The sequence below is a fragment of the Stenotrophomonas sp. 1278 genome (assembly GCF_029892765.1).
Classification (GTDB): Bacteria; Pseudomonadota; Gammaproteobacteria; order Xanthomonadales; family Xanthomonadaceae; genus Stenotrophomonas; species Stenotrophomonas indicatrix.
In genome coordinates this window covers 256867-281353 of the sequence record NZ_JARXWD010000003.1, presented here as the reverse complement: position 1 = coordinate 281353, position 24487 = coordinate 256867, and the positions used below count along the sequence as shown (strand labels likewise).

At 67.1% G+C, this 24487-nt stretch carries 20 protein-coding genes and 1 tRNA gene; 6 read left to right on the top strand and 15 right to left on the bottom strand.

Annotated features, from left to right (window positions below):
- Nucleotides 1-4: 4 nt before the first annotated feature.
- The 5 genes from M2299_RS05280 to M2299_RS05260 form a co-directional block, all read right to left on the bottom strand.
- Complete coding sequence (locus M2299_RS05280; protein ID WP_157804335.1) at nucleotides 5-760, bottom strand: PP2C family serine/threonine-protein phosphatase; 756 nt, start codon at nucleotides 758-760, stop codon at nucleotides 5-7.
- Nucleotides 761-762: 2 nt separating this feature from the next.
- Nucleotides 763-1443, bottom strand: a complete 681-nt coding sequence (locus tag M2299_RS05275) for a VWA domain-containing protein (protein ID WP_051584968.1) — start codon at nucleotides 1441-1443, stop codon at nucleotides 763-765.
- A 148-nt stretch (nucleotides 1444-1591) separates the two neighbouring features.
- Nucleotides 1592-1667: transfer RNA gene (locus tag M2299_RS05270), tRNA-Thr, on the bottom strand.
- Between the two features lie 84 nt (nucleotides 1668-1751).
- Nucleotides 1752-2756 carry a 2-hydroxyacid dehydrogenase gene (locus tag M2299_RS05265; protein WP_088100543.1) on the bottom strand — a complete coding sequence of 335 codons (1005 nt, stop codon included), beginning with the start codon at nucleotides 2754-2756 and terminating at the stop codon, nucleotides 1752-1754.
- A gap of 97 nt (nucleotides 2757-2853) precedes the next feature.
- Nucleotides 2854-5739: an autotransporter outer membrane beta-barrel domain-containing protein gene (locus M2299_RS05260; RefSeq protein WP_280884000.1), complete on the bottom strand. Its 2886-nt coding sequence runs from the start codon at nucleotides 5737-5739 to the stop codon at nucleotides 2854-2856.
- 267 nt (nucleotides 5740-6006) lie between these two features.
- Between M2299_RS05260 and M2299_RS05255 the strand changes: the two genes are divergently transcribed.
- From M2299_RS05255 to M2299_RS05235, 5 genes are read left to right on the top strand one after another with little or no spacing between them, the layout of a single operon-like run.
- On the top strand, nucleotides 6007-6507 hold the full coding sequence (locus M2299_RS05255; RefSeq protein ID WP_080149532.1) for a sigma-70 family RNA polymerase sigma factor: 501 nt from the start codon (nucleotides 6007-6009) through the stop codon (nucleotides 6505-6507).
- Entirely contained in the window at nucleotides 6504-7472 is a 969-nt protein-coding gene (locus tag M2299_RS05250) for a FecR domain-containing protein (protein WP_099842130.1), read from the top strand. Before M2299_RS05255 ends, M2299_RS05250 begins: the two co-directional genes overlap by 4 nt.
- A 26-nt stretch (nucleotides 7473-7498) precedes the next feature.
- On the top strand, nucleotides 7499-10282 hold the full coding sequence (locus M2299_RS05245) for a TonB-dependent receptor (protein WP_280883999.1): 2784 nt from the start codon (nucleotides 7499-7501) through the stop codon (nucleotides 10280-10282).
- Between the two features lie 45 nt (nucleotides 10283-10327).
- On the top strand, nucleotides 10328-11296 hold the full coding sequence (locus tag M2299_RS05240; protein ID WP_099842128.1) for a hypothetical protein: 969 nt from the start codon (nucleotides 10328-10330) through the stop codon (nucleotides 11294-11296).
- Nucleotides 11293-11997 (top strand): hypothetical protein, encoded by a 705-nt coding sequence (locus tag M2299_RS05235; protein WP_099842127.1) that lies wholly within the window; start codon nucleotides 11293-11295, stop codon nucleotides 11995-11997. Before M2299_RS05240 ends, M2299_RS05235 begins: the two co-directional genes overlap by 4 nt.
- 8 nt (nucleotides 11998-12005) lie before the next feature.
- Here M2299_RS05235 and M2299_RS05230 read toward each other — a convergent pair whose 3' ends face one another.
- The 7 genes from M2299_RS05230 to murJ form a co-directional block, all read right to left on the bottom strand.
- Nucleotides 12006-12671, bottom strand: a complete 666-nt coding sequence (locus M2299_RS05230) for a lysoplasmalogenase (protein ID WP_280883998.1) — start codon at nucleotides 12669-12671, stop codon at nucleotides 12006-12008.
- Complete coding sequence (locus tag M2299_RS05225; RefSeq protein ID WP_280883997.1) at nucleotides 12668-14551, bottom strand: peptidase M61; 1884 nt, start codon at nucleotides 14549-14551, stop codon at nucleotides 12668-12670. The genes M2299_RS05230 and M2299_RS05225 overlap by 4 nt, the downstream gene beginning before the upstream one ends.
- Nucleotides 14552-14808: 257 nt before the next feature.
- A complete protein-coding gene (ispH, locus tag M2299_RS05220; RefSeq protein ID WP_032975974.1) occupies nucleotides 14809-15759 on the bottom strand; it encodes a 4-hydroxy-3-methylbut-2-enyl diphosphate reductase in 951 nt (316 codons plus the stop codon).
- A 27-nt stretch (nucleotides 15760-15786) separates the two neighbouring features.
- Complete coding sequence (gene lspA / locus M2299_RS05215) at nucleotides 15787-16311, bottom strand: signal peptidase II (RefSeq protein WP_280883996.1); 525 nt, start codon at nucleotides 16309-16311, stop codon at nucleotides 15787-15789.
- Nucleotides 16311-19142 (bottom strand): isoleucine--tRNA ligase, encoded by a 2832-nt coding sequence (ileS, locus tag M2299_RS05210; RefSeq protein ID WP_180831437.1) that lies wholly within the window; start codon nucleotides 19140-19142, stop codon nucleotides 16311-16313. Before ileS ends, lspA begins: the two co-directional genes overlap by 1 nt.
- On the bottom strand, nucleotides 19139-20086 hold the full coding sequence (locus tag M2299_RS05205) for a bifunctional riboflavin kinase/FAD synthetase (protein ID WP_025873849.1): 948 nt from the start codon (nucleotides 20084-20086) through the stop codon (nucleotides 19139-19141). Before M2299_RS05205 ends, ileS begins: the two co-directional genes overlap by 4 nt.
- Nucleotides 20087-20161: 75 nt before the next feature.
- Nucleotides 20162-21766 (bottom strand): murein biosynthesis integral membrane protein MurJ, encoded by a 1605-nt coding sequence (murJ, locus tag M2299_RS05200; RefSeq protein WP_032951562.1) that lies wholly within the window; start codon nucleotides 21764-21766, stop codon nucleotides 20162-20164.
- A 116-nt stretch (nucleotides 21767-21882) separates the two neighbouring features.
- Between murJ and rpsT the strand changes: the two genes are divergently transcribed.
- On the top strand, nucleotides 21883-22152 hold the full coding sequence (gene rpsT, locus M2299_RS05195; RefSeq protein ID WP_025873851.1) for a 30S ribosomal protein S20: 270 nt from the start codon (nucleotides 21883-21885) through the stop codon (nucleotides 22150-22152).
- 193 nt (nucleotides 22153-22345) lie between these two features.
- On the opposite strand, the gene obgE is transcribed toward rpsT, so the two are convergent.
- From obgE to rplU, 3 genes are all read right to left on the bottom strand, one after another.
- The gene (gene obgE / locus M2299_RS05190) at nucleotides 22346-23401 is read right to left on the bottom strand and encodes a GTPase ObgE (protein WP_025873852.1); all 1056 of its coding nucleotides are present in this window, start codon (nucleotides 23399-23401) and stop codon (nucleotides 22346-22348) included.
- 193 nt (nucleotides 23402-23594) lie between these two features.
- Nucleotides 23595-23858, bottom strand: a complete 264-nt coding sequence (gene rpmA / locus M2299_RS05185) for a 50S ribosomal protein L27 (protein WP_025873853.1) — start codon at nucleotides 23856-23858, stop codon at nucleotides 23595-23597.
- Nucleotides 23859-23869: 11 nt separating this feature from the next.
- Complete coding sequence (rplU, locus tag M2299_RS05180; RefSeq protein ID WP_004148331.1) at nucleotides 23870-24187, bottom strand: 50S ribosomal protein L21; 318 nt, start codon at nucleotides 24185-24187, stop codon at nucleotides 23870-23872.
- Between the last annotated feature and the right edge of the window lie 300 nt (nucleotides 24188-24487).

Genomic DNA, 24487 nt, shown 5'->3' with positions numbered 1-24487 from the left:
GTGCTCAGGCCGGCAGGGCGACCAGCAACGTCTTGTCGTCGCCGGTGATCTGATCGGTGCGCGGGTCGGCCAGCGTCGCGTGCAACGCCTGGCTGCCGTGGGTCTCGTCCACGCCGGCCAGATAACGGATCACCGGTGCGATGAACGGTTGGAACAGGCTGTCGCCCGCGCGCGACATCGCAAACGGCTGCACGCCGTCGGACATCAGCACCAGCGCATCGATGGTCCCTTCGAAGCGGGTCAACCGCAGCTGCTCGCGCCAGTTGCCACCGGTCACGAACCAGGTTTCGTTGGCGTACTCGCCATTGGCAGGCAGCGATACCGCATCGGGCGATTCATTGCTGAACGCACAGGCGGCCACGCCATCGCCCACATGGAAGAACCAGCCGCCATCGCGCGTAGCGACCGCCCCTACCAGCGTGCAGGCATGGTCGGAGAGCTTCAGGCCCTGGCTCAGCGCAAGCATCGCCAGCTGCCCGCGCGCATCGTCGACAGCGGTTTCGATGATGCTGCGCAGCGCGTCCACCGGCAGTGCCAGTGGATCGGCGCCGAGCTGCGCGGACCCGGTAACCGACGCCGCCACGCTGCTGGATACGTGCCGGGCGCCCACATCGCTGTGCGATGCGGAGCCTGCACCATCGCAGACCACCGCGACCAATGTCTGCCCCACCTGCACCGACGCATAGGCGTCCTGGCAGGGCTGCCCGCGGTCCAGATGGGACCGTCCCGTGGCCGATGCGGCCATCACGCGCCAGGCCATGGTCAGACCGGCACTTGTGACCAGCTGTCGGTGGCCGGCAATTGCACCTGGCCACCGGGCGTCGAGTTGGAAACCACCCGCATGCTCGCGCTCAGCCACAGGAACAGTTCCTTGAACTGCAGGCCCTGCAGGCGCTTCACGCCGCGCTCGCCATTGCGGCTGAACTGACCCAGCACGCTCATGTCAGCATTACCGACAGCGATCGGGAACACCGCGACCTTGTTCTGCTGCTCGGCCTCGCGGCACTGCTCGGCCACCGCTTCCCAGGCGTCCGTGGGCTGGCCATCGGACATCAGGAACAGCCACGGCCGGGTGTAGGCAACGCCTGCCTGGCGGAAGCGCGCCTTCTCGTCTTCAATCTCCTGCAGCGCCACTTCCACGGCCGCACCGGTCGGTGTGGTGCCGTTGGCCGACAACGTGGGCGCGGTGAAATCCATCGCATCGCACCAGTCACCGCTGATGGCCGCGTTGTCCATGCCGCCGTACTCGACCAGCAGCACGCGCACACGCTTGGCCGCGATCACATCGGCTTTCAGCTCCTGCTCCAGCAGCTTCAGACCCGCGTTCAACTGCTCGATGGGGCCACCGCTCATGCTGCCGGAACAGTCCAGCACCAGGATCAGCGGCGTGCGCTGCTCACTGTTGTCGACCAGCGAAACATCGGGGATTGCAGCAATGGACATGATGGGAAGCCTCCGTGCGGGTGAACCGGTGCAGGTGATCTGCGCGGCCGATTATAGGCAGAGCTGAAGGGCCCAGGGGCGAGGGCCGACGGAGAACCGTGCCGCCCAAACAAAAAGCCCCGACCAAGGCCGGGGCTTTTGCTGAAACTGGTGCCGGAAATAGGAATCGAACCTACGACCTACGCATTACGAATGCGCCGCTCTACCAACTGAGCTATTCCGGCGAAGCAGGCAATTTTACGGTCGCCCTGCCCCTGCGGTCAATCCGGTCGTGACGATTGCCGTCAAACGCCCACCCGCCCGGGCTCTCAACCCGCCGCCACCCGGTTGCCGCACTCCCGCCCCGCCGCGAAATCGGCCAGGTTGCCCAGCGTGATCGCCGAGATCTCCTGCAACGCCTCCACGGTGAAGAAGCCTTGGTGGCCGGTCACCAGCACGTTGGGGAAGGTCATCAGGCGCTGGAACGCCTCATCGTCGATGATCTCGCCCGACAGGTCCTGGAAGAACAGCGCGCTTTCCTGCTCGTAGACGTCGATGGCCAGGTGGCCCAGCCGGCGCGACTTCAGCGCGCGGATCACCGCATGGGTATCGACCAGGCCGCCACGCGAGGTGTTGACCAGCATCGCGCCGGGCTTCATCCGCGCCAGCGAGGCGTCGTCGATCAGGTGCTGGGTATCCGGGGTCAACGGGCAATGCAGCGAGACGATGTCCGAGCGCGAGAGCAGCTCGTCCAGTTCAACCATCGCGCCGATCCCGGCGAACGCCGGCGAGGGATACGGATCGTGTCCCAGCACGGTGCAGCCCATGCCGCGGAAGATGCGCGCGGTGGCCAACCCGATCTTGCCGGTACCGACGATGCCCACGGTCTTGCCATGCAGGGTGCGGCCGAGCAGGCCATCCAGCATGAAGTTGCCCTCACGCACGCGGTTGTAGGCGCGATGGGTGTGCCGGTTGAGGGTCATCACCAGCGCCAGAGCGTGCTCGGCCACCGCTTCCGGCGAGTAGGCCGGCACGCGGGCGACGAACAGGCCGAGCGCATTCGCGCTGGCCAGGTCCACATTGTTGAAGCCGGCACAGCGCAGCAGCACCGCGCGTACGCCCAGCGCATGCAGGGCCTGCAGCACCGGTGCATCGAGCCTGTCGTTGACGAACACGCAGACGGCGGCGCAGTCCTGTGCCAGCGCGGCGGTGTGCACGTCCAGCGCCGCGTCGAAGTACACGAACTGGAAATCCTGCCCTGCCCCCTCGCGCTGGTTGGCTTCCTCGAGAAAGCGGCGGTCGTAGGGACGGGCACTGAAAACGGCGATCTGCATGGCAAGGCCTGCGCGGAAATCCGCCACGACCATAGCGCACCCGCACCCCGATGGGGATGGCACCGGCGGCGCGACGGCCGCCGGTGCCGGTACTGCCTTAGAACGTATAGCCCAGGCCCAGCATCACGCCGTTCTGCAGCTGGCCGTCGCGACGCTCGCCCACGTAGTCGACCATCACCGACAGGCGATCGGTGGCGCGGCTGGTCACGCCCAGGTTCCAGGCCAGCACCTGCTCGCCCACGGTCTGGCTGCTGGCACCGAACACCAGGTCCGGCGCAGCGGCGAAGCCGGTGCTGTAACGGGCCTGGGTGTCGCCCAGTTCCTTCTGCCAGACCACGCGCGCGCGCGGGGTGATGCGCTCGCCGTTGTTGCCTTCGAAGGTCTTGAACACCTGCAGGCCCGCACCGACGCGGATGCTTTCCAGGCTGTCACCACGCCCCACCAGTGCACCGGCCCCCTGCCCTTCGTTGAAACGGGTGGCCGAGGTGCGCGCGTAATCGACCACCGGCAGCAGCGGCTGGATCACCACGCCCTTGGCAGTGGTGAACGAGAAGCCGTGCTCCAGCCGGGCCGAGATCGCATCGTTGTTGTACTTGGCACGCAGCGGGCCCTGCAGGCCATCGATGCCATCGATGCTGCGGCGGGTGTCGTGGCGCAGGTCGGTATAGCGAACCGAGGCCGACAGGTAGCCGCGCGAGTAGGTGGCATCCAGGTAGCCGCCCACATCCAGCGCACGCACGTCGCCGGTGAAACCGGAACCATCGCGGCCCTTGGTCGACATGTCCGCCGCGGCAACGCTGACGCCCAGCGTCACCCGGTCATCGGCCAGCTGCGTATCGGCACCGAGCACGATGCCGCCGACGGTATGGCTCAAGCCGGCCACGCCGCCCTCGCCATCGATGCGGCCATGGCTGCCGAAACCGCGGCCCCAGAGGCCATGGCTGCGCGGCGCTTCGCCGCCGTAACTCGTGCCGCCAGCGCTCACCGCCGGCTCCACCAGATGCATCGCCAACTGGTTGAACAGGCTGCCATTGGCCATGCCCGGCTGCGCCGACGCCGCCTGCGCGGCCTGTGCGGCCAAGCCACCGGCATCACCGCTGCCGCTGCGTCGTGCGGCCTGGTGCTGCTGCACCACGCTGCCGATACTGCCAACCAGCGCGTTATCGGCCAGGCGCAGGCTGGCATGGCCATCACCGCGCAGTGCACCGGCCTGCTGGGCGATCACATCGCGGTCAGCGAACTGCAGCGCCCCCAGCAGCGGCTTCAGCCCGGCATCCTGGCGCTGGCCGGCAGTGGCCAGCGCGCGACCAAGTCCATCGTTGCCATTGTTGCCGGTAAGCTGCGCGAGCTGGTCGAAGCCGGGGTTGGCGGTCAGCGACAGGCCCTCGGCGGTCTGGTTGATGTTGAAGCTCAGCAGCGAATTGTGGCGTGGCCGGAACACCTCGCCGTCGGTGATGCTGGCCGTATAGCCGGTGTCACCCAGGCGCACCGCATCGGTGAAACCGCCCTGGTAGATCGGGCCGCTCACCAGCTCACGCTGGTAGTTGCCGGCGTAGAAGCCCTGCGCCACGTTCAGTTCAAGGTGGGCGCCCGGCGAGATGACCAGCGCACCCTCGTTGGCGCCGCTGTCGTAGAAGTCGCCCACACGCAGGCGCCCGGCCTGGGAGCCGCCGGCTTCAGTCACGTCGAACAGCACCTTGCCGCCCGGCATGATGTTGACGTAGCCGTGGGTGACCAGATCACCACCACGCGGCATCAGGGTGCCGTACACGCGCAGGCGGTTGAAGCCGTCCTCGCGGTACGACGGGCCGGTGGCATCGAGCAGTGCGTTCGAGTCGGTGGCAACCGAGGCGATGTCGCCGTTGCCGACCACCATGCCGGCCGCCAGCACGCGCAGCTCCGGGGTGCGCAATGCGCCGCCTTCCAGGGCGATGGTGCCGTTCTCCACCAGCATGAAATCGGCGCCGGTGGTTTCGGCGGTGCGCCAGGTGCCGCCCTTGGCGACGCGGATCACGCCAGCCGAATTGCCCAGCGTGGAAGCGTCCAGCTCCGACAGGCGCAGGCTTGCCAGCAGGTCGGCCTGGATGCCCGGATCGCTGAGGAAGTCCTGTACCGAGAAGGTGCCGATGCCGTTGGGACCGCGTGCAGCGGCGTTGTAGATGGAGACGGCCTGGTTGATGTAAGTGGTGGCGAAGTCGGTATCGTTCCAGCGCGCGAAGTCGTCATCGACGAACGCCTGCAGCTGGCGCGCAGTGCGCAGGTAGCCTGGATTGATGTCGCCGCTGACATTACCGGTGACCGTCAGGGTATCGCCCGGATCGCGGTAACCGGCGGCGGTGATGATGTTGTTGCTGTAGATGTCCTGGCCGGGGAAGGTCTCCAGCCTGCGGCCGCTGCCATCGGGATCGAAGCTGACCGAAGCACCGGTGGTCCGGGCCGGGTCGCGGAACACCAGCAGGCCGTTGGGCTGCACCACCTCGTACATGGCCTTGTGCAGCAGGCCGGCATCCATGCCGCCGCCGTAGTTGCCGGTGTAGATCTCGGTCATCCGCGGCGACGGCGTGTAGATCACCTTGCCACTGTTGCTGGCAGCGTGGATCTGCACCGAGTCGACCAGCGGCAGGTCGCCGGCCAGGTAACGTTCGACGCCACCGGACTGCATGATCGAGCAGGACGAGATGCAGTGGCCGGACACGATGGTGTTCAGGCCGTTGGTGCGGATCACGCCCTGCAGCCACTCACCCGCGATCAGCGCGCCACCATTGGAGGTGCGCAGCACGACTTCGCGGATCGGGCGGCCTTCGGCCTGCGCTTTGGCCAGCAGCGCCGGCAGCGCGACGACGTCGGCGACGGTGACACCGCCACTCAGCACGACGCGATCGCCCTGCACGTGATAATTCATTGCCATGACGTCATCCATCTGGCCCAGGGTCGCGATACCCACCAGGCCTGCCAGGGCGATGCTCAACTTCGAATGCTTCATTGCGTTCTCTCTCTCCGCCCGCACCACGCGGGTCGAAAGCAGAACGCAGCAGCGGGCCCGACGCCCCCAGTCGACGGCGAGAAAAAACATGAATGCATTCACAATGGAAATGCGGGAGAAACGTGGGCTTCCCCATCCGGTCACCGTCGCGTAAAACTCGGTGACGCGTCCGTCATCGTCGTCCGAGGCCCTCCCCTGTCCGCGCCCTCCCCTTTGCTCCGTCCTGCGCCGGATCTACCCGGGGTTCCGGATGCCTTCATCGCATTCGTGCGCGAGGAACGCGCGCCGCTGTGCGCTTTCCTGCGCGCCCGCGGTGTCGGCCCCGAGGATGCCGAGGACATCGCCCAGGACTGCATGGAGCGCCTGATCCGCTACCGCGCGCACGGCACCGAGGAGCTGCGGCTGCTGCTGTACCGCATCGCCCGCAACCGCCTGGCCGACCGCGGGCGCTCGCCACAATCGCGCAACCACCTGTCGCTGACCGAACGCGACGGAAACGAAGAAGCCGCCAGTGCTTCTCCTGATCCGCTGCGTCAGGCAGAATCCGGGCAGATGCTCGCCCTGCTGCGCCAGGCACTGTTCAAGCTGCCCGAACGTGCCCGCGAGGTGTATCTGCTCAACCGCATCACCGGGATGAGCTATACACAGATCGCCCGGCATTGCGGCATCACCGCCAAGACCGTGGAAAAACACATCGCCCGTGCATTGCAGGGCCTGCGCAAGGAGCTGGGCCCCGATCCTCTCCACAATGATGGAGATGCCGAATGATCCGCAACGACAACAGGGATGACACGTTGCTTTTTGAACACGCAAGCGCCTGGGTGGCCCGGCTGGACGCCCCCGACTGCAGCGCCGAAGAACGGCAGTCCTTCGAGGACTGGTTGGCCGAGGATCCGGCACATGTCAGCGCGTGGGTGCAGGCCGAGAAGCTGCACCAGCGCAGCGCCGGCCTGGCCAGCGACCCGTGGCTGCGCACCGCCGCCGCGCGTGCGGCACGCCGGCCGCAGCGGCGTTGGCTGCCCGGTGTCGCCGCCGCTGCAGGCGTGTGCCTGGCCGTTGGCCTGGGCTGGATGCTGTACACCGATGGCAATCCCACACCGCTGACCTACGCCAACGCCAGCCTGCTGCCGCAGCAGCGCACCCTGGCCGATGGCAGCATCGCCACGCTCGACGCCGGCACCACGCTGACCGCACGCTTCGGCTGGCGCAAGCGCGAACTGGCGCTGGAACACGGTCGCATCCAGCTGCAGGTCGAACCGTCATCGCGCTCGCTGCGGGTGCAGGCCGGCGGCAGCTCGATCCGCGATATCGGCACCACCTTCCAGGTTGAACGCCTGGCTGACGGCCGGGTCGAGGTCGCGCTGCTGGAAGGCGTGGTGGAAGTCACCAGTGGCAGCGCGCAGCACACGCTCTCGCCGGGCCAGCAGCTGCAGGTTTTGGCCTCCGGCAAGATCCAACCCGGCCCGCAGCTGTCCTCGACTGCTGCCGCCGAGGCTTGGCCGCAGGGCAGGCTGGTGTTCGACGGTACCCCCCTGGCCACCGTGGTCGAGCGCATGAACCGCTATGGCAGCACGCCACTGGTGGTCGCCGACCCGGATATCGCCGACCTCGCGGTCAGCGGCACCTTCCGTGCAGGCGACGCGCATGAACTGCTTTCCGCCCTGGAACTGGGGTGGTCCATTGCTGGCCAGCCGCGCTCGGATGGCGCGCTGGAACTGCGCCGCACCTACTGAGGCGGCCGCCGATGCCGGCGCCTGGTGTGCTTCGATGGGACGTGCTGCGCTGGGGTCTGCTGCAGGCCCTGTTGTGCGTCGTGTTGGTGCCCGGTGTGGCGGCAACGGCGGCGTCAGCAGAAGCCGTCAGACAGGTCGACTACCGTATCGCTCCCGGCGCCCTGCCGCCGGCCCTGCAGCAATGGGCACGCCAGAGTGGCATTGCCCTGGTGTTCGACGCACGTGAACTGACCGGCCTGCGCACCGGCGGCGTCGCCGGCTCGCTGGCGCCGGCCGCCGCACTGAAGCAGCTCGTCGCCGGCATGCCGGTGAATATCCTGCAGACCCCCAGCGGCGGATTCGTGGTCCGCCGGCACGCTGCCCCACCCGCCGTGGTCGCGCAGCCGGTACGGCGGCCACCGCCGCCCGCGCCAGCGAAGCCGGTGCAGGTGGAACTGGCGCCGATCCATGTCACCGGCAGCCGCTTGCCGCGCACCTCCGTGCAGACCACGCTGCCGGTAACGGTGATCGACCGCGAAGACATCCTGCGCAGCGGCTACGGCACGCTGTTCGACCTGTTGCGCCACCTGCCCGGCATGAACGGCCACCCGCCATTGAGCACCTCGCGCAGCGGCGACTCGCTGTACCTGCCGGTCGGCGCGGCCGCCACCACCAGCCTGGACGGCATGGGCCCGCGCGCGACCCTGTTCCTGGTCAACGGCCGGCGCCTGCCGCGTTATCCGATGGTGTCGCTGGAGGAAGGCGGGCTGACCGATCTGGGAGGCATTCCGCTCAGCTTCGTCGAGCGCATCGAGCTGGTGCGTGGCGGTGCATCGGCCATCTACGGCGCCGATGCGATGTCCGGCGTGGTCAACATCATTCTGCGCGACCAGGCCGAGGGACCGGAGGCCACGCTGCAATCGGGTGCCAGCAGCCGCGGTGATGGCGATCAGTACCGGCTGCAGGCGGCCACGGGCGGCGTGCGCGAAGGCGGCGACCGCTGGTTCGCCGGCATCGATCTGCATCGCCTGCAGCATGTGGCCGGTGACCAGCGCGACTGGCATGCGGAAACCTCGCTGTACCCGATCGGGCTGATCATGCCCAACGGTGATTACTACCCGGCCACGCAGTGCCATCCGCCATTGCAGAGCGAAGACGACGGTTGCTGGTTCGACAACGCGCGCCCGCGCTCGCTGCAACCGGCGTCGGAAACGCTGTCCGGCTACCTGCGTTATCGCCACGAGCGCGGTGACGGACGCTACGCCTACGTGGAAGCACGCGCCAGCCACAACCGCCAGCGTTTCGAGCTGGGCCCGACCGCCGTCGCCCTCAATTTCAGCCGTGGCGCGATCCTCAACGTGGTCCTGCAGGAAGGCGGCGAAGTGCGCCCGCGCGTGCATGCCACCGAAGGCGACATCAGTTTCGGCATGGGCCATGAGCGCGCCGGCCGCAGTTGGGATGCCGGCCTCAGCGCGCAGCGCAGCCAGGTGGACCTGCGCACCGAAGGCACCGTGCGCAGCGAACGCCTGCTGGAAGCAGCACGCACGCTGGACTTCCTGCCCGGATTTTCCACCCTGCCGGCGGGGCTGGCAGAGGAGCTGTTCCCGGCCATCCACAACCGCGGACGTACCGAGCAGTGGCAGGGCTGGTGGGGCATGCAGCGCACCCTGATGACACTGCCCGGCGGTGCAGCACAACTGGCCACCGGTATCGATCTGCGCCGCGAGCGCTGGACCTCGCTGCCCGATCCGCTGCTGGGCAAGGGCGAGCTGGCGCTGGGACTGCCGATGGAGCAACGCCGGCTGTCGCGGCAGAGCAACGCCGCTTACGCCGAAGTGGGCCTGCCGTTGGCGCCGACACTGCGCCTGGACGTGGCCGCGCGACTGGACCGCGATGGCGGTGACACTGCGTTTTCGCCGCGTGCCGGCCTGCGCTGGAGCCCCAGCCCGCACTGGTCGTTCCTGCTGGCCAGTGGCCGCGGCTACCGCGCTCCCAGCATCTTCGAGCGCCGGCGGCCACCGGGCTACTTCGGCCTGTATGGCCTGCCCGCCTCGGAGTCCCTGCCGCCGTGCGCGCGCCCGCTGCGCGATGGCGGCTGCGCGGTGGAAGTGGAGGTGATGGAGAACGATGGGCTGAAAGCCGAGACCTCGCGCAGCCACTCGCTGGCCGCCAGCTGGACACCCAACGATGCGTTCTCGCTGTCACTGACCCACAACATCGTCGAACTGCGCAACGAGATCCTCGCCCTGCAACCCAGCGATGCCCTGTGGAATCCCGGCACCTGGGAACTGGATGAGCAGGGCCGCCTGCGTGATCTTCGCCTGTCATTCGACAACATCGGCCGCACCACCTCGCGCAACTGGGTACTGCGCGGCGAGTACCGGGTGGATACCGGCCGCAACGGGCAGTGGCTGTTCTCGCTGGATGCGTTGAAACAGCAGGAGCTGCGTCGTGATCGCGGCCATGGCGAATCGGTGGACCTGCGCGGGCATGCCACGCCGGCGAACGCGGGCATCCTCAACGTACAGTGGCAGAACCCGTCCTGGGACATCGCCCTGCGAGGCAACCGCGTCGGCCGCACCCGCGCATGGCTGGCCGGTGAAGCGTGCGCGCAGGAGCAGCATGACCAGGGCCGTTGCATGAACCCGGCGCAGCTGCGCTGGAACCTGCATCTGGCGCGGCGGCTGAGCCCGCGCGTGATTGCCGCACTGGACGTGCACAACCTGCTTGATACGCGGCCGGTGAACCACCTGGTCGGCAGCGGCGGGCAGATGCCCGGGCTGGACGATCCACTCGGGCGCTACTTCCTGCTGACCCTGCAATTCCGCTGAGCGTAGTACCCTACGCCGCCTGTTCCACGGCGTCGAAGGCGAGTCATGAAAGCCTACCTCTGGTTCCTGGGAGCGCTCATGCTGTTCTTCGCGCTGCCCTTCCCCTGCCTGCTCTACTTCGGCACCAGCTGGCCGCTGGAAGCGGGCGACCGCAGCGCGCCCTGGCTGGCACTGGCCCTGCTGGCGACGTCGCTGACGCTATGGCTGGTGCTGCTGTACGCCTTCCTGCATTACCTGCTGCTGGCGCCACCCCGTGCGTTGCAACGTGTGCGCGGCATCCTGGCCGACGGCACGCCACGCAGCGCACGCATCGAGCAGGCCGAACAGACCGGCGTGCAGGTGCGCGGCTTCGCGCAGTGGCGGCTGCAGCTGGCCTTCGACAATCTGTCCGGCACCCCGATCACCGAAACGCTGGTCGTGGTCGACAGCAAGCCACAGCTGCAGCGCTTCACCGTGGGCAGCCCGCTGGAGGTGCTGCTCAGCCCTACACCCGGCCCCGCGCCCAACCTGATGCTGGCAGGATCGCAACCGGAACTGGACCGCGCCAGCCTGTGGCGCCGCGGCATCGGCGGCCTGATCGGCATTGTCGTGGTGGCTGCCGCGTACGTCATGGCCTATCGCCTGCAGAGCGATGGACTGGGCTGGACGTTCCTGGGCTTCGGCCATCCGCTGCTGGTCTGCCCGCTGGTGCTGTGCGGCTACCTGATCGGCCTGCGTCTGCTGGCGCGCCTGCTGGCCGGCACACTGCAGATCGACGCGCGCGGCGAAGCGCTCAAGTACCGTGGTATCGGCGCCGAAGCGCAGGTGCTCGACGTGCGCCAGACCGGCACCTACGTCAACGAACAACCGCAGGTCGAGTTCAAGCTGGAATATCTCGACCGCGAGGGCAACGTGCAGCAGGCCAGCGTGCGCCGCTTCGTTGCGCTGCTCGAACTGGCCAACATTCCACGCGGGCAGGTCGACATCCTCTACGACCCGGATGATCGCCGCAGCGTGCGCATGGAGCAGCCGTGAAGCGGCCCGTGTCCACGCCGCTGGTCTTTGCTGGCGTAGTGCTGGCCCTGGCCGGTGCCGCCACGGCGGGCGGCGCATTGCAGACCGTCAACGCGACCCTGCGTGGTGCCGCATCGACCGTGCCTGCGGATGCGATGCAACAAGACCCATGGGAACAACCGTTGCGAACGGCGGCCATCGCAACGCCACGGGCGGCGCCCGAACCGATGCCGCTGCCAAGGCGCGCGCGGCCGAACCTGCTGCTCGACAGCGAGCGCCTGCAGGTGGCACGGCAGGCGCTGGAGGCGATGCCCGGACTGGCCGGCGAACGCCTGGTCGTTTTCCACAGCATCCACTTCCATGACGACGGCCGCATCGACATCGACCTGGTCGATCCACAGCAGCCGGGCCACGTGGATAGTTATCACTACCAACGTGGACAATGGCGCAAGGGCGATGCGGTGAATCCGCACCAGTTCGCGCCGACCATCACCCTGCGCCGCAGCAGCACTGCACTGGCCAACATCGATTTCGATGCCGTACCACGGGTGACGCAGGCCCTGCAGCAACAGCGCAATGCACTGATGCGCACGCCCGCCGACGTCGGCCATGTGTATGTGGTCATCCGTAAGGGCGGCAAGCTGGTGTGGCTACCGGATGAAGTAGCCGGCGACCGGCAGACCGTACGCCTGCGCTACGACGCCAAGGGCAACCTGCAGTAGAAAAAGGGCTATCTCACCGAGCGGGCGATGGCGTACTGCGCAGCGTAGTAGGTGGACAGCACCAGCAGGCTGGCCATCGGCAGGCCACCGCCGAAGCGATCCCACGCCAGCAGGGAATCACTGGCCACGAACAGCAGTGCGCCAGCGGCAGCCCAACGCGCGCTGCCCGCTTCCAGTGCGTCGACGTGTGGCCGCTTCCAGTAGCGGGCCAGTACCAGCACTGCCATCAGCGCCAGCACCACGACATAGGCCAGCACCGGAACGCGCATCGGCAGCGGTAGATGCGGCCACAAGCCGGTGACGTTGATCGAAGCGAATGCGGCAAGCAGCACGAAGGCAGCGAGCAATCCGCGGCCCGCGCGCAGGCCGGCACGGAACGCGGCGATGTAGCACAGGTGCGCCAGCAGGAAGGCCACCAGGCCTGGCACGAACGCGTCGATCGGCAGCATCAGCGCGATATCACCTGCACAGGACAACAGCATGCCGGCCAGCACCGCACGCCGGTAGAACGCATCGCCCGCCGGCCGCGCCTGCCAGGCGATCGCGGCGATCAGCAGCGTGGTCGCCGGCTTGGCCAACCAGTGCAGCCAGCGCCCGTCGCCGTCCAGGTAGGCGCCGATGATGGCCAGCACGGCCACCACCAGGATCAACCCATCGCGCGTGCGCAGCTTCATCGTGCCTTCCACAGCTCTGCAAGGCGATCCGGGCGGCCGGCGATGCGCTCCAGCACCGGATACTGCAGGCCACCGTGGTAGTCGATCTTCATCGTGTCGATGCGGTCGAACTGCTTGACCAGCAGCGTGACCGGCGCCTTGTCAGTGGCGGCCGCAGCCACCGCATCCTTCAAGCGCTGGCTGCTGTATTCGCGGCCACCAACGGCGATCACCTTCATGCCCGGTGCCAGGCCGGCATTGAACGCCGGGCTGTCCCAGACCACATCACCGACCACGCCACTGTCGAGCACCGTCGCTCCCAGCGAGTAGGCCAGCAGCGCTGCCTTCGCGCGCTTTTCCTGCGCCTTGTAGGCCTCGTTGGGCGCATCGCGGTAGACCAGCTTCCAGCCCGCCAGTTCCAGGCCACCGGTCAACGATCCGTGCCCATCCAGGCGCTGGCGCAGGAAGCTCGCCCAGTCGTACGGCGCGATGCCGTTGAGGGTCGCCACCACGTCATCGAAGGTGTACGGATTGACGTCCCAGTCGCCGTTGCCGACGCCGAAGAAGGCACGCGCGAAATCATCCAGGCTGCGCCGGTTACCACTCAGTTCGCGCAGCTTGCCCTCCACTTCCAGCCACAGCATCTGGCCGCCGGAGTAGTAGTCCTCGCTCATCTGGTAGTTGCGATAAGGCAGCGTGCGGCGCTGGGCGATGGTCGGGTCGTTGGTGGTGTCCTGCAGCGGCCGCCAGGCCAGGCCCGGGCGACCACGATCATAGGTGGCCGCCACATTGGCCAGCATGTCACGCGCCTGCTCGCTGGACCACAGCCCCGAACGTGCGGCCAGTACCTGGCCCCAGAACTGGGTCTGCCCTTCGTACACCCACAACAGGCTGTCGCCCATCGGCGTATTGAAGTTGGCCGTGGCCAGGTCGGCACCACGACGGTACTTGCCGTTCCACGAGTGGGTGTACTCATGCGGCAGCAGGTCGCGCATCCACGCGTTGCTGTCCCACTCGGTGAAGTAGCCCGGGTCGGCGCTGTTCTCGCTGGAACGATGGTGCTCCAGGCCGATGCCGCCGAGGCGATCGGTCAGCGCAAGCAGGAATTCGTAGTGGTCGTAGTGGCGCGCGCCGTACAGCTTGTCCGCCTGCTGCACCAGCGCACGGTGCGCCTTCAGCTGCGCGTCGGTCGGCTTCAGCGATTTGGCATCGTCGGCGAACACGTTCAGATGTACCGGCGCCTTCGCGCCCGGGTCGAGGTCGATGCGCTGGTGATGCTCACCGGCAAACAGCGGCGAATCGACCAGGTGGTCATAGGAAATCGGCTTGAACACCACGGTGTCGCCATCGCGGCGTGCGGTTTCCAGTGCGGTCGCGTAGGCCCAGCCCTTGGGCAGGGTCACGCTGGCCTGCGCCTGCAGGTTGCGCGCGTCCACGCCGGCCGGGTACAGCGAATTGGCGTTCCACTGCAGGTTGAGCATTTCCGGGGTCATCACCACCCGGCCCTGGCTGCCGCCCTGCGAGGACAGGAAATCGAAGTGGGCGACGATCTCGCTCACGCCCGCCGGCACGTCCACCTTGAACGCATACACGTTGAACTGGTCGCGCTGCCAGGCCAGCGGCTTGCCGTTGGCAGTGACGCGCAGGCCGGCCAGCTTGTCGATCGGGCCGGTGGGCGAATGGTTGCCGGGAATCCACTGCGGGTACAGCAGGGTCAGCGGGCCGGGCTTGGCCGGCACGGTGGCGGTCACCTTGAAGATGCGCCGGGCCAGGTCGCGTGCATCCACATCGATGCGCAGCAGGCCGGGGGCGGCCGCGTTCGCCGGTGGCGAGGTCTGCGCCAGCGCGGGCGTAGCCGCCAGCGCGAACAGCACGGACATCACCAGGGCACGGGTTTTCATCGGCAACTTCCAGCAGCGAAGGATTCCCCGATGCTAGGCCTGTGAAGTGCCGAGCCCCATGGCCGAAGGTCATGGTCAGTGGCGCATCGACCAGATGCGGCAAAGCCTCATCGGAGCGTCGGCGAAGACTGACAGCATCCACGCATGGCGTGGACCTACTGGAAAGCAGAGCAGTAACGGGTAGATCCACGCCATGCGTGGATGACGTACAGCCGACAGTGCGAACCAGGGTTCGCACCCACCGGCAGCGCTGCCGGTCAGTCGACCAGGCGCAGGCGCAGTTCCTTCGGCAGCGCGAACACCATCGATTCCGGCTCGCCTTCCAGCTCGCCCACGCCGCTGGCGCCCAGCTCGGCCAGACGCGCCAGCACGCCATCGACCAGCACCTGCGGTGCCGAGGCACCAGCGGTCACGCCGATATGCTGCTTGCCCACCACCCAGGCCGGGTCGATCTCGTGTGCACCGTCGATCAGGTAGCTCTCCACGCCTTCACGGCGGGCCAGCTCGCTCAGGCGGTTGGAATTGGAGCTGTTCGGCGAACCGACCACCAGCACCAGGTCGCAGCGCTTGGCCAGGTCGCGCACGGCGTCCTGGCGGTTCTGCGTGGCGTAGCAGATGTCGTCGTTCTTCGGCCCCTGCATCGCCGGGAAGCGCTCGCGCAGCGCATCGATGATGCCGCGCGTGTCATCCACCGACAGCGTGGTCTGGGTGGTGTAGGCGAAGTTTTCCGGCTGGTTGATCTGCAACGTGGCCACCTGCTCCACGTCCTCGACCAGGTAGATCTGGCCGGTGCCCGCTTCGCGGTTCCACTGGCCCATGGTGCCTTCCACTTCCGGGTGACCGGCGTGGCCGATCAGCACGACGTCGCGGCCGGCACGGCAGTGGCGGGCGACTTCGAAGTGGACCTTGGTCACCAGCGGACAGGTCGCGTCGAACACTTTCAGGCCACGCCGCTCGGCTTCCTGGCGCACGGCCTGGGACACGCCATGGGCGCTGAAGATGACGGTGTTGTTGTCCGGCACTTCGTCGAGTTCCTCGACGAAGATCGCGCCGCGCTGCTTCAGGTCATCGACCACGAAGCGGTTGTGCACCACTTCATGGCGGACATAGATGGGCGCGCCCAGCGTTTCGATCGCGCGCTTGACGATCTCGATCGCACGATCGACACCGGCACAGAAACCACGCGGGTTGGCGAGCAGCACATCCATCAGTTCAGTCTCCCGGCAGCGGCCGGCTTACGGTTTCGGGCTGGCATTATCCGCCTTTTTGGCGGACTTGCCGTCGAACAGGCCAAACAGGGCGATGCCTACGGCACCCACCACGATGGCCGAATCGGCGATGTTGAACGACGGCCAGACATGCTCGCCGACGTACCACTGGATGAAATCCACCACGTGGCCATGCACCTGGCGGTCGATCACGTTGCCGATCGCACCGCCGATGATCAGCGCGTACGGCACGGCGGCCTTCCAGTTGCCACGGGCGGTCGCGCGCAGCCACCAGGCCATCAGGCCGCTGATGGCGATCGCCAGCACGGTGAAGAAATGCTTCTGCCAGCCACCGGCATCGCTCAGGAAGCTGAACGCTGCCCCGGTGTTGTAGGTGCGGTACCAGTTCCAGAAGCCGTCGATGACCACCACCGGCTGGAACTCCGGCAGGCTCGACAGCACCCAGGCCTTCGACCACTGGTCCAGGCCGATGATGACTGCCGACAGCAGCAGCCAGATCAGCGCATTGGGATGCGGGCGCGCGGCGGCCATCAGAACCAGCTCCGCACTTCGCCGGCACCGGCGATGTTGGTCACGCAGCGGCCGCACAGTTCCGGGTGGTCGGCATTGCTGCCGACGTCGGCACGGTGGTGCCAGCAGCGCACGCACTTGGCTTTCTGCGTCGGCTGCGCGCTGACGAACACCTCGTCGGTGGTCGCCGGACGCACCTGCACGTCACCGCTGATGAACAGGAAGCGCAGTTCATCGGCCAGCGGCTGCCAGCGGGTCGCCTGCTCTTCGCTGGCGGCGATGGTGATCTCCGCTTCCAGCGCGGCGCCGATCGCACCATTGGCGCGCATCGGCTCCAGCACCTTGGCCACCTGCTCGCGCAGGGCCAGCAGCTGGTCGAAGTCGGCCGCGTTGAGCTGTGCGTCGGCCGGCAGCGGAGCCAGGCCCTCGTACCAGGTGGTGAACAGCACGTGGCCGGCACGGTCGCCCGGCAGATACCCCCACAGCTCATCGGCGGTGAAGGTCAGGATCGGCGCCACCCAGCGGGTGAACGCTTCGGCGATGTGGTACATCGCGCTCTGCGCCGAACGACGACCATCCGAATCGGTCGGCATCGTGTACAGGCGGTCCTTGGTCACGTCCAGGTACAGCGAGCCCAGGTCCACGCTGCAGAAGTTCAGCAGCAGCTGCACGATCTCGGCCATGTCGTAGTTGTCATACGCGGCCTTGATCTTCTCCTGCAGTTCCCAGGCGCGATGCACGATCCAGCGGTCCAGCGCGACCATCTCGTCGAGCGGGCGCAGGTGCTGGGCCGGATCGAAACCGTCCAGGTTGCCCAGCAGGAAGCGGGCGGTGTTGCGCAGGCGACGGTAGGCGTCGGCGGTGCGCTTGAGGATTTCCTGCGACAGCGACATCTCGTTGCTGTAGTCGGCCGAGGCGATCCACAGGCGCAGGATGTCCGCGCCCAGCTTGTTCATGATTTCCTGCGGCTCGATGCCGTTGCCCAGCGACTTGGACATCTTGCGGCCGTGCTCGTCCACGGTGAAACCGTGGGTGAGGCACTGCTTGTACGGCGCGCGCTTGTCGATGGCCACGCCGGTCAGCAGCGAGGACTGGAACCAGCCGCGATGCTGGTCCGAACCTTCCAGGTACAGGTCGGCCGGCTTGCCGAAGCCACGGGCAGCCAGCACCGCTTCGTGGGTCACGCCCGAGTCGAACCAGACATCAAGGATGTCGGTGACCTTCTCGTAGTCGGCCGCTTCAGCGCCCAGCAGTTCGGCCGCGTCCAGCGAGTACCACACGTCGATGCCTTCGGCCTGCACGCGGTCGGCCACCTGCTGCATCAGCTCCACCGAACGCGGGTGGATCTCGCCGGTCTGGCGATGGGTGAACAGTGCGATCGGCACGCCCCACGTGCGCTGGCGCGAGATGGTCCAGTCCGGGCGGCCGTCGACCATGCTCTGGATGCGCGCCTTGCCCCACGTCGGGAACCAGCCTACGGTGTCGATGGCGGCCAGCGCATCGCTGCGCAGGTTGGCCTTGTCCATCGAGATGAACCACTGCGGGGTGGCGCGGAACACCACCGGCGTCTTGTGCCGCCAGCAGTGCGGGTAGCTGTGGCGGATCTCGACGAAGGCCAGCAGCGCGCCGCTGTCGCGCAGCACCTGCACGATCGCCTCCTGCGCCTTCCACAGGTGCTGGCCCGCCAGCACCACCTCGCCTGCCGGCGGGGTCGATTCCAGGTATACGCCACGGCCATCAACCGGGGTCACCTGGCCGGCGTTGTACTTGTCCAGCAGGCCGTACTTCTGGCTGACCACGTAGTCTTCCTGGCCATGGCCGGGGGCGGTATGCACCGCACCGGTACCGTCCTCGTCGGACACGTGTTCGCCGTTGAGCACGAGGATCTCGCGCTCCGGGTAGAACGGATGGACCAGCAGCTGGTTTTCCAGCGCCGAACCTTCGGCCTCACCGTGCAGCACCACCGCGTCCACGCCGTAGCGCTGCAGCGAGCGCTCGGCCAGTGCAGCGGCCAGCACCAGCCAACGGCGCTTGCCGTTGTGCGCCGGGCCTTCGGCCAGCACGTAGCGGATGTCCGCGCCCAGCGATACCGCCAGCGAGGCCGGCAGCGTCCACGGGGTGGTGGTCCAGATCGGCACGGCCACTTCCACGTCGGCCGGCACGCTTACGCCGAACGCCTGCGCCACGGCCTGCGCATCGCGCGCGGTGTAGGCCACGTCGATCGCCGGCGAGGTCTTTTCCTGGTATTCGATCTCGGCTTCGGCCAGCGCCGAGCCGCAGTCGAAGCACCAGTACACCGGCTTGGCGCCGCGCAGCAGGTGGCCGTTGGAGATGACCTTGGACAGCGCGCGGATCTCGTTGGCCTCGAAATCGAAGCTCAGGGTCTTGTACGGGTTGTCCCAGTCGCCGGTGACGCCCAGGCGCTTGAAGTCGGCGCGCTGGATGTCGATCTGCTCCTCGGCGAACTCGCGGCACTTCTGCCGGAACTCGACCGCATCGAGCTTCACCCCGACCTTGCCCCACTTCTTTTCCACCGCGATTTCGATCGGCAGGCCATGGCAGTCCCAGCCCGGTACATAGGGCGCATCGAAGCCGGCCAGGTAGCGCGACTTGACGATGATGTCCTTGAGGATCTTGTTGACCGCATGGCCCAGGTGGATGCGCGCATTGGCGTACGGCGGGCCGTCATGCAGCACGAACAGCGGGCGGCCGGCGGCGTTGTCGCGCAGCTGCTGGTAGAGCCCCTGCTCTTCCCAGCGCGCCAGAATGCCCGGCTCGCGCTTGGGCAGGTCGCCGCGCATCGGGAATTCGGTGGCCGGCAGGTTGAGGGTGGTCTTGTAGTCCTGGCTCACGCAGTGGCTCGCAATCTATGTTCGGAAAGGATGGCACGCGCCTGTTCGGCGTCGCGGTGCATCTGGTCGGTCAGCGCCGCCAGATCGTTGAATTTCTCTTCGTCACGCAGCTTGGCAACGAATTCGACTTCGATGTGGCGCCCGTACAGGTCGCCCTGGAAATCGAACAGGTGCGCTTCCAGCAGCGGCTCCACGCCGTCCACGGTCGGCCGGGTACCGAAACTGGACACCGACGGCCACGGCTGGTCGAACACCCCGTGCACCCAGGTCGCGTAGATGCCCGACAGCGCCGGGGTCTTCGGGAAGCGCAGGTTGGCGGTGGGGAAGCCCAGCGTACGGCCGAGCTGGCGCCCGCGCACGACCCGCCCGCTGATCGAGTACGGGCGACCGAGCAGGTCGCCGACGCGGGCGAAGTCGCCCTCCTGCAGCAGCTGGCGGATACGGGTGCTGGAAATGCGGTCACCATGCAGGTCGACCGCTTCGATCTCGCCGGCGCTGAAACCGAGCTCGGCGCCCAGCGCCTGCAGCAGGGCCAGATCGCCACGGCGACGGTTGCCGAAACAGAACTCCGGCCCGATCCACACCTCGCGGGCGTTCAGGCGCTGCGCCAGCAGCTGGCGCACGAAGGTTTCGGCGGGCATCGCCGCCATCGCCGCGTCGAAGCGCAGCAGGCCGATCGCATCAACGCCCAGTTCGTGCAGGATCTCGACCTTGCTGCGTGCCAGGGTCAACCGCGGCGGCGGCGTGCCCTGGGCGAAGAACTCACGCGGCAGGGGCTCGAAGGCCACCGCCACCGCAGCCACCCCCAAGGCGCGCGCACGCGCGACCGCGTGCCGCACCAGCGCACGATGGCCCAGGTGGAGGCCGTCGAATGCACCGATGCAGACCACGCTTCCGTTGGGGAACAGCTCCCCGCCCTCGACGCTTCTGAACAGCCTGCTCATCAACTCTCGTTCCGGCCGGCCGAAGCCCGCCGTTTCAATGGTGTAACCCTGAAGTATAGCCGCCGGGAGCCACGATCAATGCCCACGCAGGTCGCGCGGACGGAAGCCCATCGCCACCATCGCAAGCAGATAGGTCAGCCCGCCACCGCCGACCAGCAGGCCGAGCGCGCCGATCCGTTCCCACACGCCCATCGACGAGAAGCCCGGCAGCCAGTACAGCAGGGCCAGCAGCACGCCGACCATCGCCGTGCACGCCAGCAACAGGCGCAGCAGGTAGCCGCCCCAGCCCGGCCGCCGCTGGTAGACATCGGTCTTGCCCAGCCAGTACCAGAGCAGCCCCAGGTTCAGGTAACTGGACAGCGCGCTGGCAATGCCCAGCGCCAGATGCAGGCCGGGCTGCTTGCCCAGCGCCGCCATCACCCCCTGCGCCTTCAGCTCGTCGGGCACCATCACCTGGTACAGCACCGCCAGCAGGGCGAAGTTGAACACCATGTTGGCCACCAGCGCGGCGACACCGGCGCGCACCGGCGTCCTGGTGTCCTGGCGCGCGTAGAACGCCGGCAGCACCACCTTCAGCAGCGCGAACGCCGGCAGGCCGAAGCTCAGGCCGTACACCGACAGCGCCGTCATGCGGGTGTCGAAGGCGGTGAACTGGCCGTGCTGGAAGATCGTGGAGATCAGCGGTTCGGCCAGCAGCAGCAGGCCCAGCATGGCCGGCACCGAGATCAGCAGGGTCATGCGCAGGCCCCAGTCCAGCGAGCGCGAGAAGCCTTCGCGGTCGGTGCTGACGTGGTGCCGTGCCAGCGCCGGCAGGATCACCGTGCCCAGGGCCACGCCGAACACACCCAGCGGCAGCTCCAGGAAGCGATCGGCCAGCGACAGCCAGGACTGCGAGCCATCGGTCAGCTTGGCGGCGATGACGGTGTCCAGCAGCAGGTTGATCTGCGCCACCGACGAGCCGAACAGGGTCGGTACCATCAGCGTCATCACCTTGCGCACGCCCGGATGGTTCCAGCCCCAGCGCGGCAGGGTCAGCAGGTCGATGCCCTTCAACGAAGGCAGCTGGAACAGCAGCTGCAGCAGGCCGGCGGCCAGCACCGCCCAGCCCAGGGCGAGGATCTGCTTTTCCGGGGTGCCACCCAGCCGCGGCGCCAGCCACAGTGCGCCGGCGATCATGCACAGGTTGAGGATGACCGGGGTCAGCGCCGGCATCGCGAAGCGCTGGAAACTGTTCAGCGCACCGCCGGCCAGGGCGGTCAGCGAGACGAACAGCAGGAACGGGAAGGTCAGGCGGAACAGGTCGATCAGCAGGCCCTGCTTGGCCGGGTCGGTGTCCACCCCACTGGAGAAGACCGACGCCAGCTGCGGGGCGAAGATCAGCGCCAGCGCGGTGACCAGCATCAGCACGCCGCCCAGGGTGCCGGCGGTGCGGGCCATCAGTTCACGCAGCTCGGCGTGGCTGCGGGTTTCCTTCACCTCGGTGAACACCGGCACGAATGCGGTGGCAAAGGAGCCCTCGGCGAACAGCCGGCGCAGGAAATTGGGTATCCTGAAGGCGACCCAGAAAGCATCGGTGATGGCGTTGGTGCCGAAGGTCGAGGTCACTACCTGGTCCCGGACCAGGCCGAGAACCCGCGAGACCATGGTCATGCTGCTGAATGACAGCAGGCCCCGCAACATCTTGGGTGAACTCACTCAACGTCCCTCTTGACAATCGACTTGACGTACATTTCTTACGCCATCATACTAGCTAGCTTGCTGTTCCCATAACACCGATTTTTCAGGAAACCACCACCGTGGCCAATATCAAGTCCGCCAAGAAGCGCGCCAAGCAGACCGTCGTGCGCAACGCGCGCAACGTGGCTCAGCGCTCGATGCTGCGCACCGCTGTCAAGAAAGTGATCAAGGCGCTGGACGCCAACGATGCCGCCGGCGCTCAAGCCGCCTTCGCCGTTGCCCAGCCGATCCTGGATCGTTTCAGCGCGCGTGGCCTGATCCACAAGAACAAGGCTGCTCGCCACAAGAGCCGCCTGAACGACCGCATCAAGGCCCTCCAGGCCGCCTGATCCGGTTGGTTGCTGGAGCCCCGGCTCCGGCAGCACGCAAAAGCCCGGCTTCGGCCGGGTTTTTTGTTGCCTGCAATCTGGTAGTGCCGGCCGCCGGCCGGCAACCTCGGTGGATTGCCGGCCAGCGGCCGGCACTACCCACGTACAAAAAAACCCGGCCGAAGCCGGGTTTTTCGCGGGAACCACAACGGCATTACTGCGCGTTGCGTGCCGCCTCGAGCTCGTCTTCCTTCTGGCGATCGAAGAACGCCATGATCCGGCTCATGATCGGGAAGGTGCCTTCGCGACCCAGTGCGGACACCAGGAACCACGGCTCCTTCCAGCCCAGCTCGGCGACGATCTTCTCGGCAGCGGCCTTGGCCTCGTCCTCGAACATCAGGTCGGCCTTGTTCAGCACCAGCCAGCGCGGCTTGGCCAGCAGCTCCGGATCGTGCTTTTCCAGTTCGCGCTCGATGGCACGCACCTGCTCGACCGGCGACACACCTTCCACACCCCCTTCCATCGGCGAAATGTCGACGAGATGCAGCAGCAGGCGGGTGCGCTGCAGGTGGCGCAGGAACTGCGCGCCCAGGCCGGCACCGTCGGCAGCACCTTCGATCAGGCCCGGAATATCGGCGATCACGAAGCTGCGGTAGTTTTCCACCTTCACCACACCCAGGTTCGGGTACAGCGTGGTGAACGGGTAATCGGCCACCTTCGGCGTTGCCGCAGAGACGGCGCGGATCAGGGTGCTCTTGCCGGCGTTGGGGAAGCCCAGCAGGCCGACATCGGCCAGCAGCTTCAGCTCCAGCTTCAGCGTGCGCTCCTCACCCGGCTCACCCGGCAGCGCCTGGCGCGGCGAGCGGTTGGTGGAGCTCTTGAAATGCATGTTGCCCAGGCCGCCGCGGCCGCCCTTGGCCACCAGCAGGCGATCACCATGCTGGGTCAGGTCGCCGATGATTTCATCGGTGGCCACGTTGATGATCACGGTGCCGACCGGCACGGTGATGACCATGTCTTCGCCACCCTTGCCATAGGCCTGGCGGCCCATGCCGTTCTCGCCGCGCTGCGCCTTGAAGATGCGGTCATGGCGGAAGTCGACCAGGGTGTTCAGGTTTTCGTCGGCGCGGATCCACACGCTGCCGCCCGCACCGCCGTCGCCGCCGTCCGGGCCGCCGAGCGGAATGAACTTCTCGCGACGGAAGCCAATGCAGCCGTTGCCGCCGTTGCCGGCGAACACTTCGATTTCTGCTTCGTCTACCAGTTTCATTGTTTCGATGCCTGCGATGGGCGCGGCATGCACGCCGCCACCTTGATGTAGTGCCGGCCGCTGGCCGACAACCGGGCGATGCCCGTTTTACCATTGATTCCAACGAAAAGCCCCGCCGAAGCGGGGCTCTTCATGCAGCGAGCTCTTCATCCAGCACGGCCATGCCGAGGCATGGGCGCCGGACGCAGCCTTATCAGGCTTCGACCGAGACGACGCTGACGGTGCGACGCTTCTTCGGGCCCTTCACGGTGAACTCCACCTTGCCGTCCGTCAGGGCGAACAGGGTGTGGTCACGGCCGAGGCCGACGCCGGTACCCGGGTGGAACTGGGTGCCGCGCTGACGCACGATGATGTTGCCTGCTTCGATGGCCTGGCCGCCGAAGATCTTGACGCCGAGGTACTTCGGGTTGGAGTCGCGACCGTTGCGCGAAGAGCCTACGCCTTTTTTATGTGCCATGACCTATCTCCTTACTTGCTGCCACCGGCAATGCCGGTGATCTCGATTTCGGTGTAGTACTGACGGTGACCCTGGCGCTTCATGTGGTGCTTACGGCGACGGAACTTGATGATCCGGACCTTGTCAGCACGACCCTGGGACAGGACGGTGGCGGTGACCGCAGCGCCGCTCAGGGCGTCGCCGATCTTGATGCCATCGCTGTCGCCGAGCAGCAGGATGTTGTCGAACTTGATCTCGCTGCCGACTTCGACTTCGAGCTTTTCAATGCGGAGCTTTTCGCCCTGCGCCACGCGGTATTGCTTACCGCCGGTGACCAGTACTGCGTACATGACCAGACTTCCTCTGTAGTTATTGTGGTCTATGGACTGCCGCCGTCGAGGGCGGACAGGAGCGGGATTGTACGCAGAGGGCCCCGGACGGGTCAAGTCAACCCCCTGAACGGCCCGGGGGGCCCCAGGCAGGGGTCAGATCCCTTTTCACACGGTGAAAAGGGATCTGACCCCTGCCTGACAGGCGGTCTCACCGGGTGAGACACCGGGCTGGCATTGTCGCCCATTGCCCCCATCTGGTCACCTCGGTAGGCTGACCGATTGCCGCCCTATCGCTGGCCCGGCGGCCCAGCCACGCCC

Coding starts and splice junctions, on each gene's coding strand:
- M2299_RS05280 (WP_157804335.1), bottom strand. CDS start 760: ATGGCCTGGCGCGTGATGGCCGCATCGGCCACGGGACGGTCCCATCTG.
- M2299_RS05275 (WP_051584968.1), bottom strand. CDS start 1,443: ATGTCCATTGCTGCAATCCCCGATGTTTCGCTGGTCGACAACAGTGAG.
- M2299_RS05265 (WP_088100543.1), bottom strand. CDS start 2,756: ATGCAGATCGCCGTTTTCAGTGCCCGTCCCTACGACCGCCGCTTTCTC.
- M2299_RS05260 (WP_280884000.1), bottom strand. CDS start 5,739: ATGAAGCATTCGAAGTTGAGCATCGCCCTGGCAGGCCTGGTGGGTATC.
- M2299_RS05250 (WP_099842130.1), top strand. CDS start 6,504: ATGATCCGCAACGACAACAGGGATGACACGTTGCTTTTTGAACACGCA.
- M2299_RS05240 (WP_099842128.1), top strand. CDS start 10,328: ATGAAAGCCTACCTCTGGTTCCTGGGAGCGCTCATGCTGTTCTTCGCG.
- M2299_RS05230 (WP_280883998.1), bottom strand. CDS start 12,671: ATGAAGCTGCGCACGCGCGATGGGTTGATCCTGGTGGTGGCCGTGCTG.
- M2299_RS05225 (WP_280883997.1), bottom strand. CDS start 14,551: ATGAAAACCCGTGCCCTGGTGATGTCCGTGCTGTTCGCGCTGGCGGCT.
- ispH (WP_032975974.1), bottom strand. CDS start 15,759: ATGGATGTGCTGCTCGCCAACCCGCGTGGTTTCTGTGCCGGTGTCGAT.
- lspA (WP_280883996.1), bottom strand. CDS start 16,311: ATGGCCGCCGCGCGCCCGCATCCCAATGCGCTGATCTGGCTGCTGCTG.
- M2299_RS05205 (WP_025873849.1), bottom strand. CDS start 20,086: ATGAGCAGGCTGTTCAGAAGCGTCGAGGGCGGGGAGCTGTTCCCCAAC.
- murJ (WP_032951562.1), bottom strand. CDS start 21,766: ATGTTGCGGGGCCTGCTGTCATTCAGCAGCATGACCATGGTCTCGCGG.
- obgE (WP_025873852.1), bottom strand. CDS start 23,401: ATGAAACTGGTAGACGAAGCAGAAATCGAAGTGTTCGCCGGCAACGGC.
- rpmA (WP_025873853.1), bottom strand. CDS start 23,858: ATGGCACATAAAAAAGGCGTAGGCTCTTCGCGCAACGGTCGCGACTCC.
- rplU (WP_004148331.1), bottom strand. CDS start 24,187: ATGTACGCAGTACTGGTCACCGGCGGTAAGCAATACCGCGTGGCGCAG.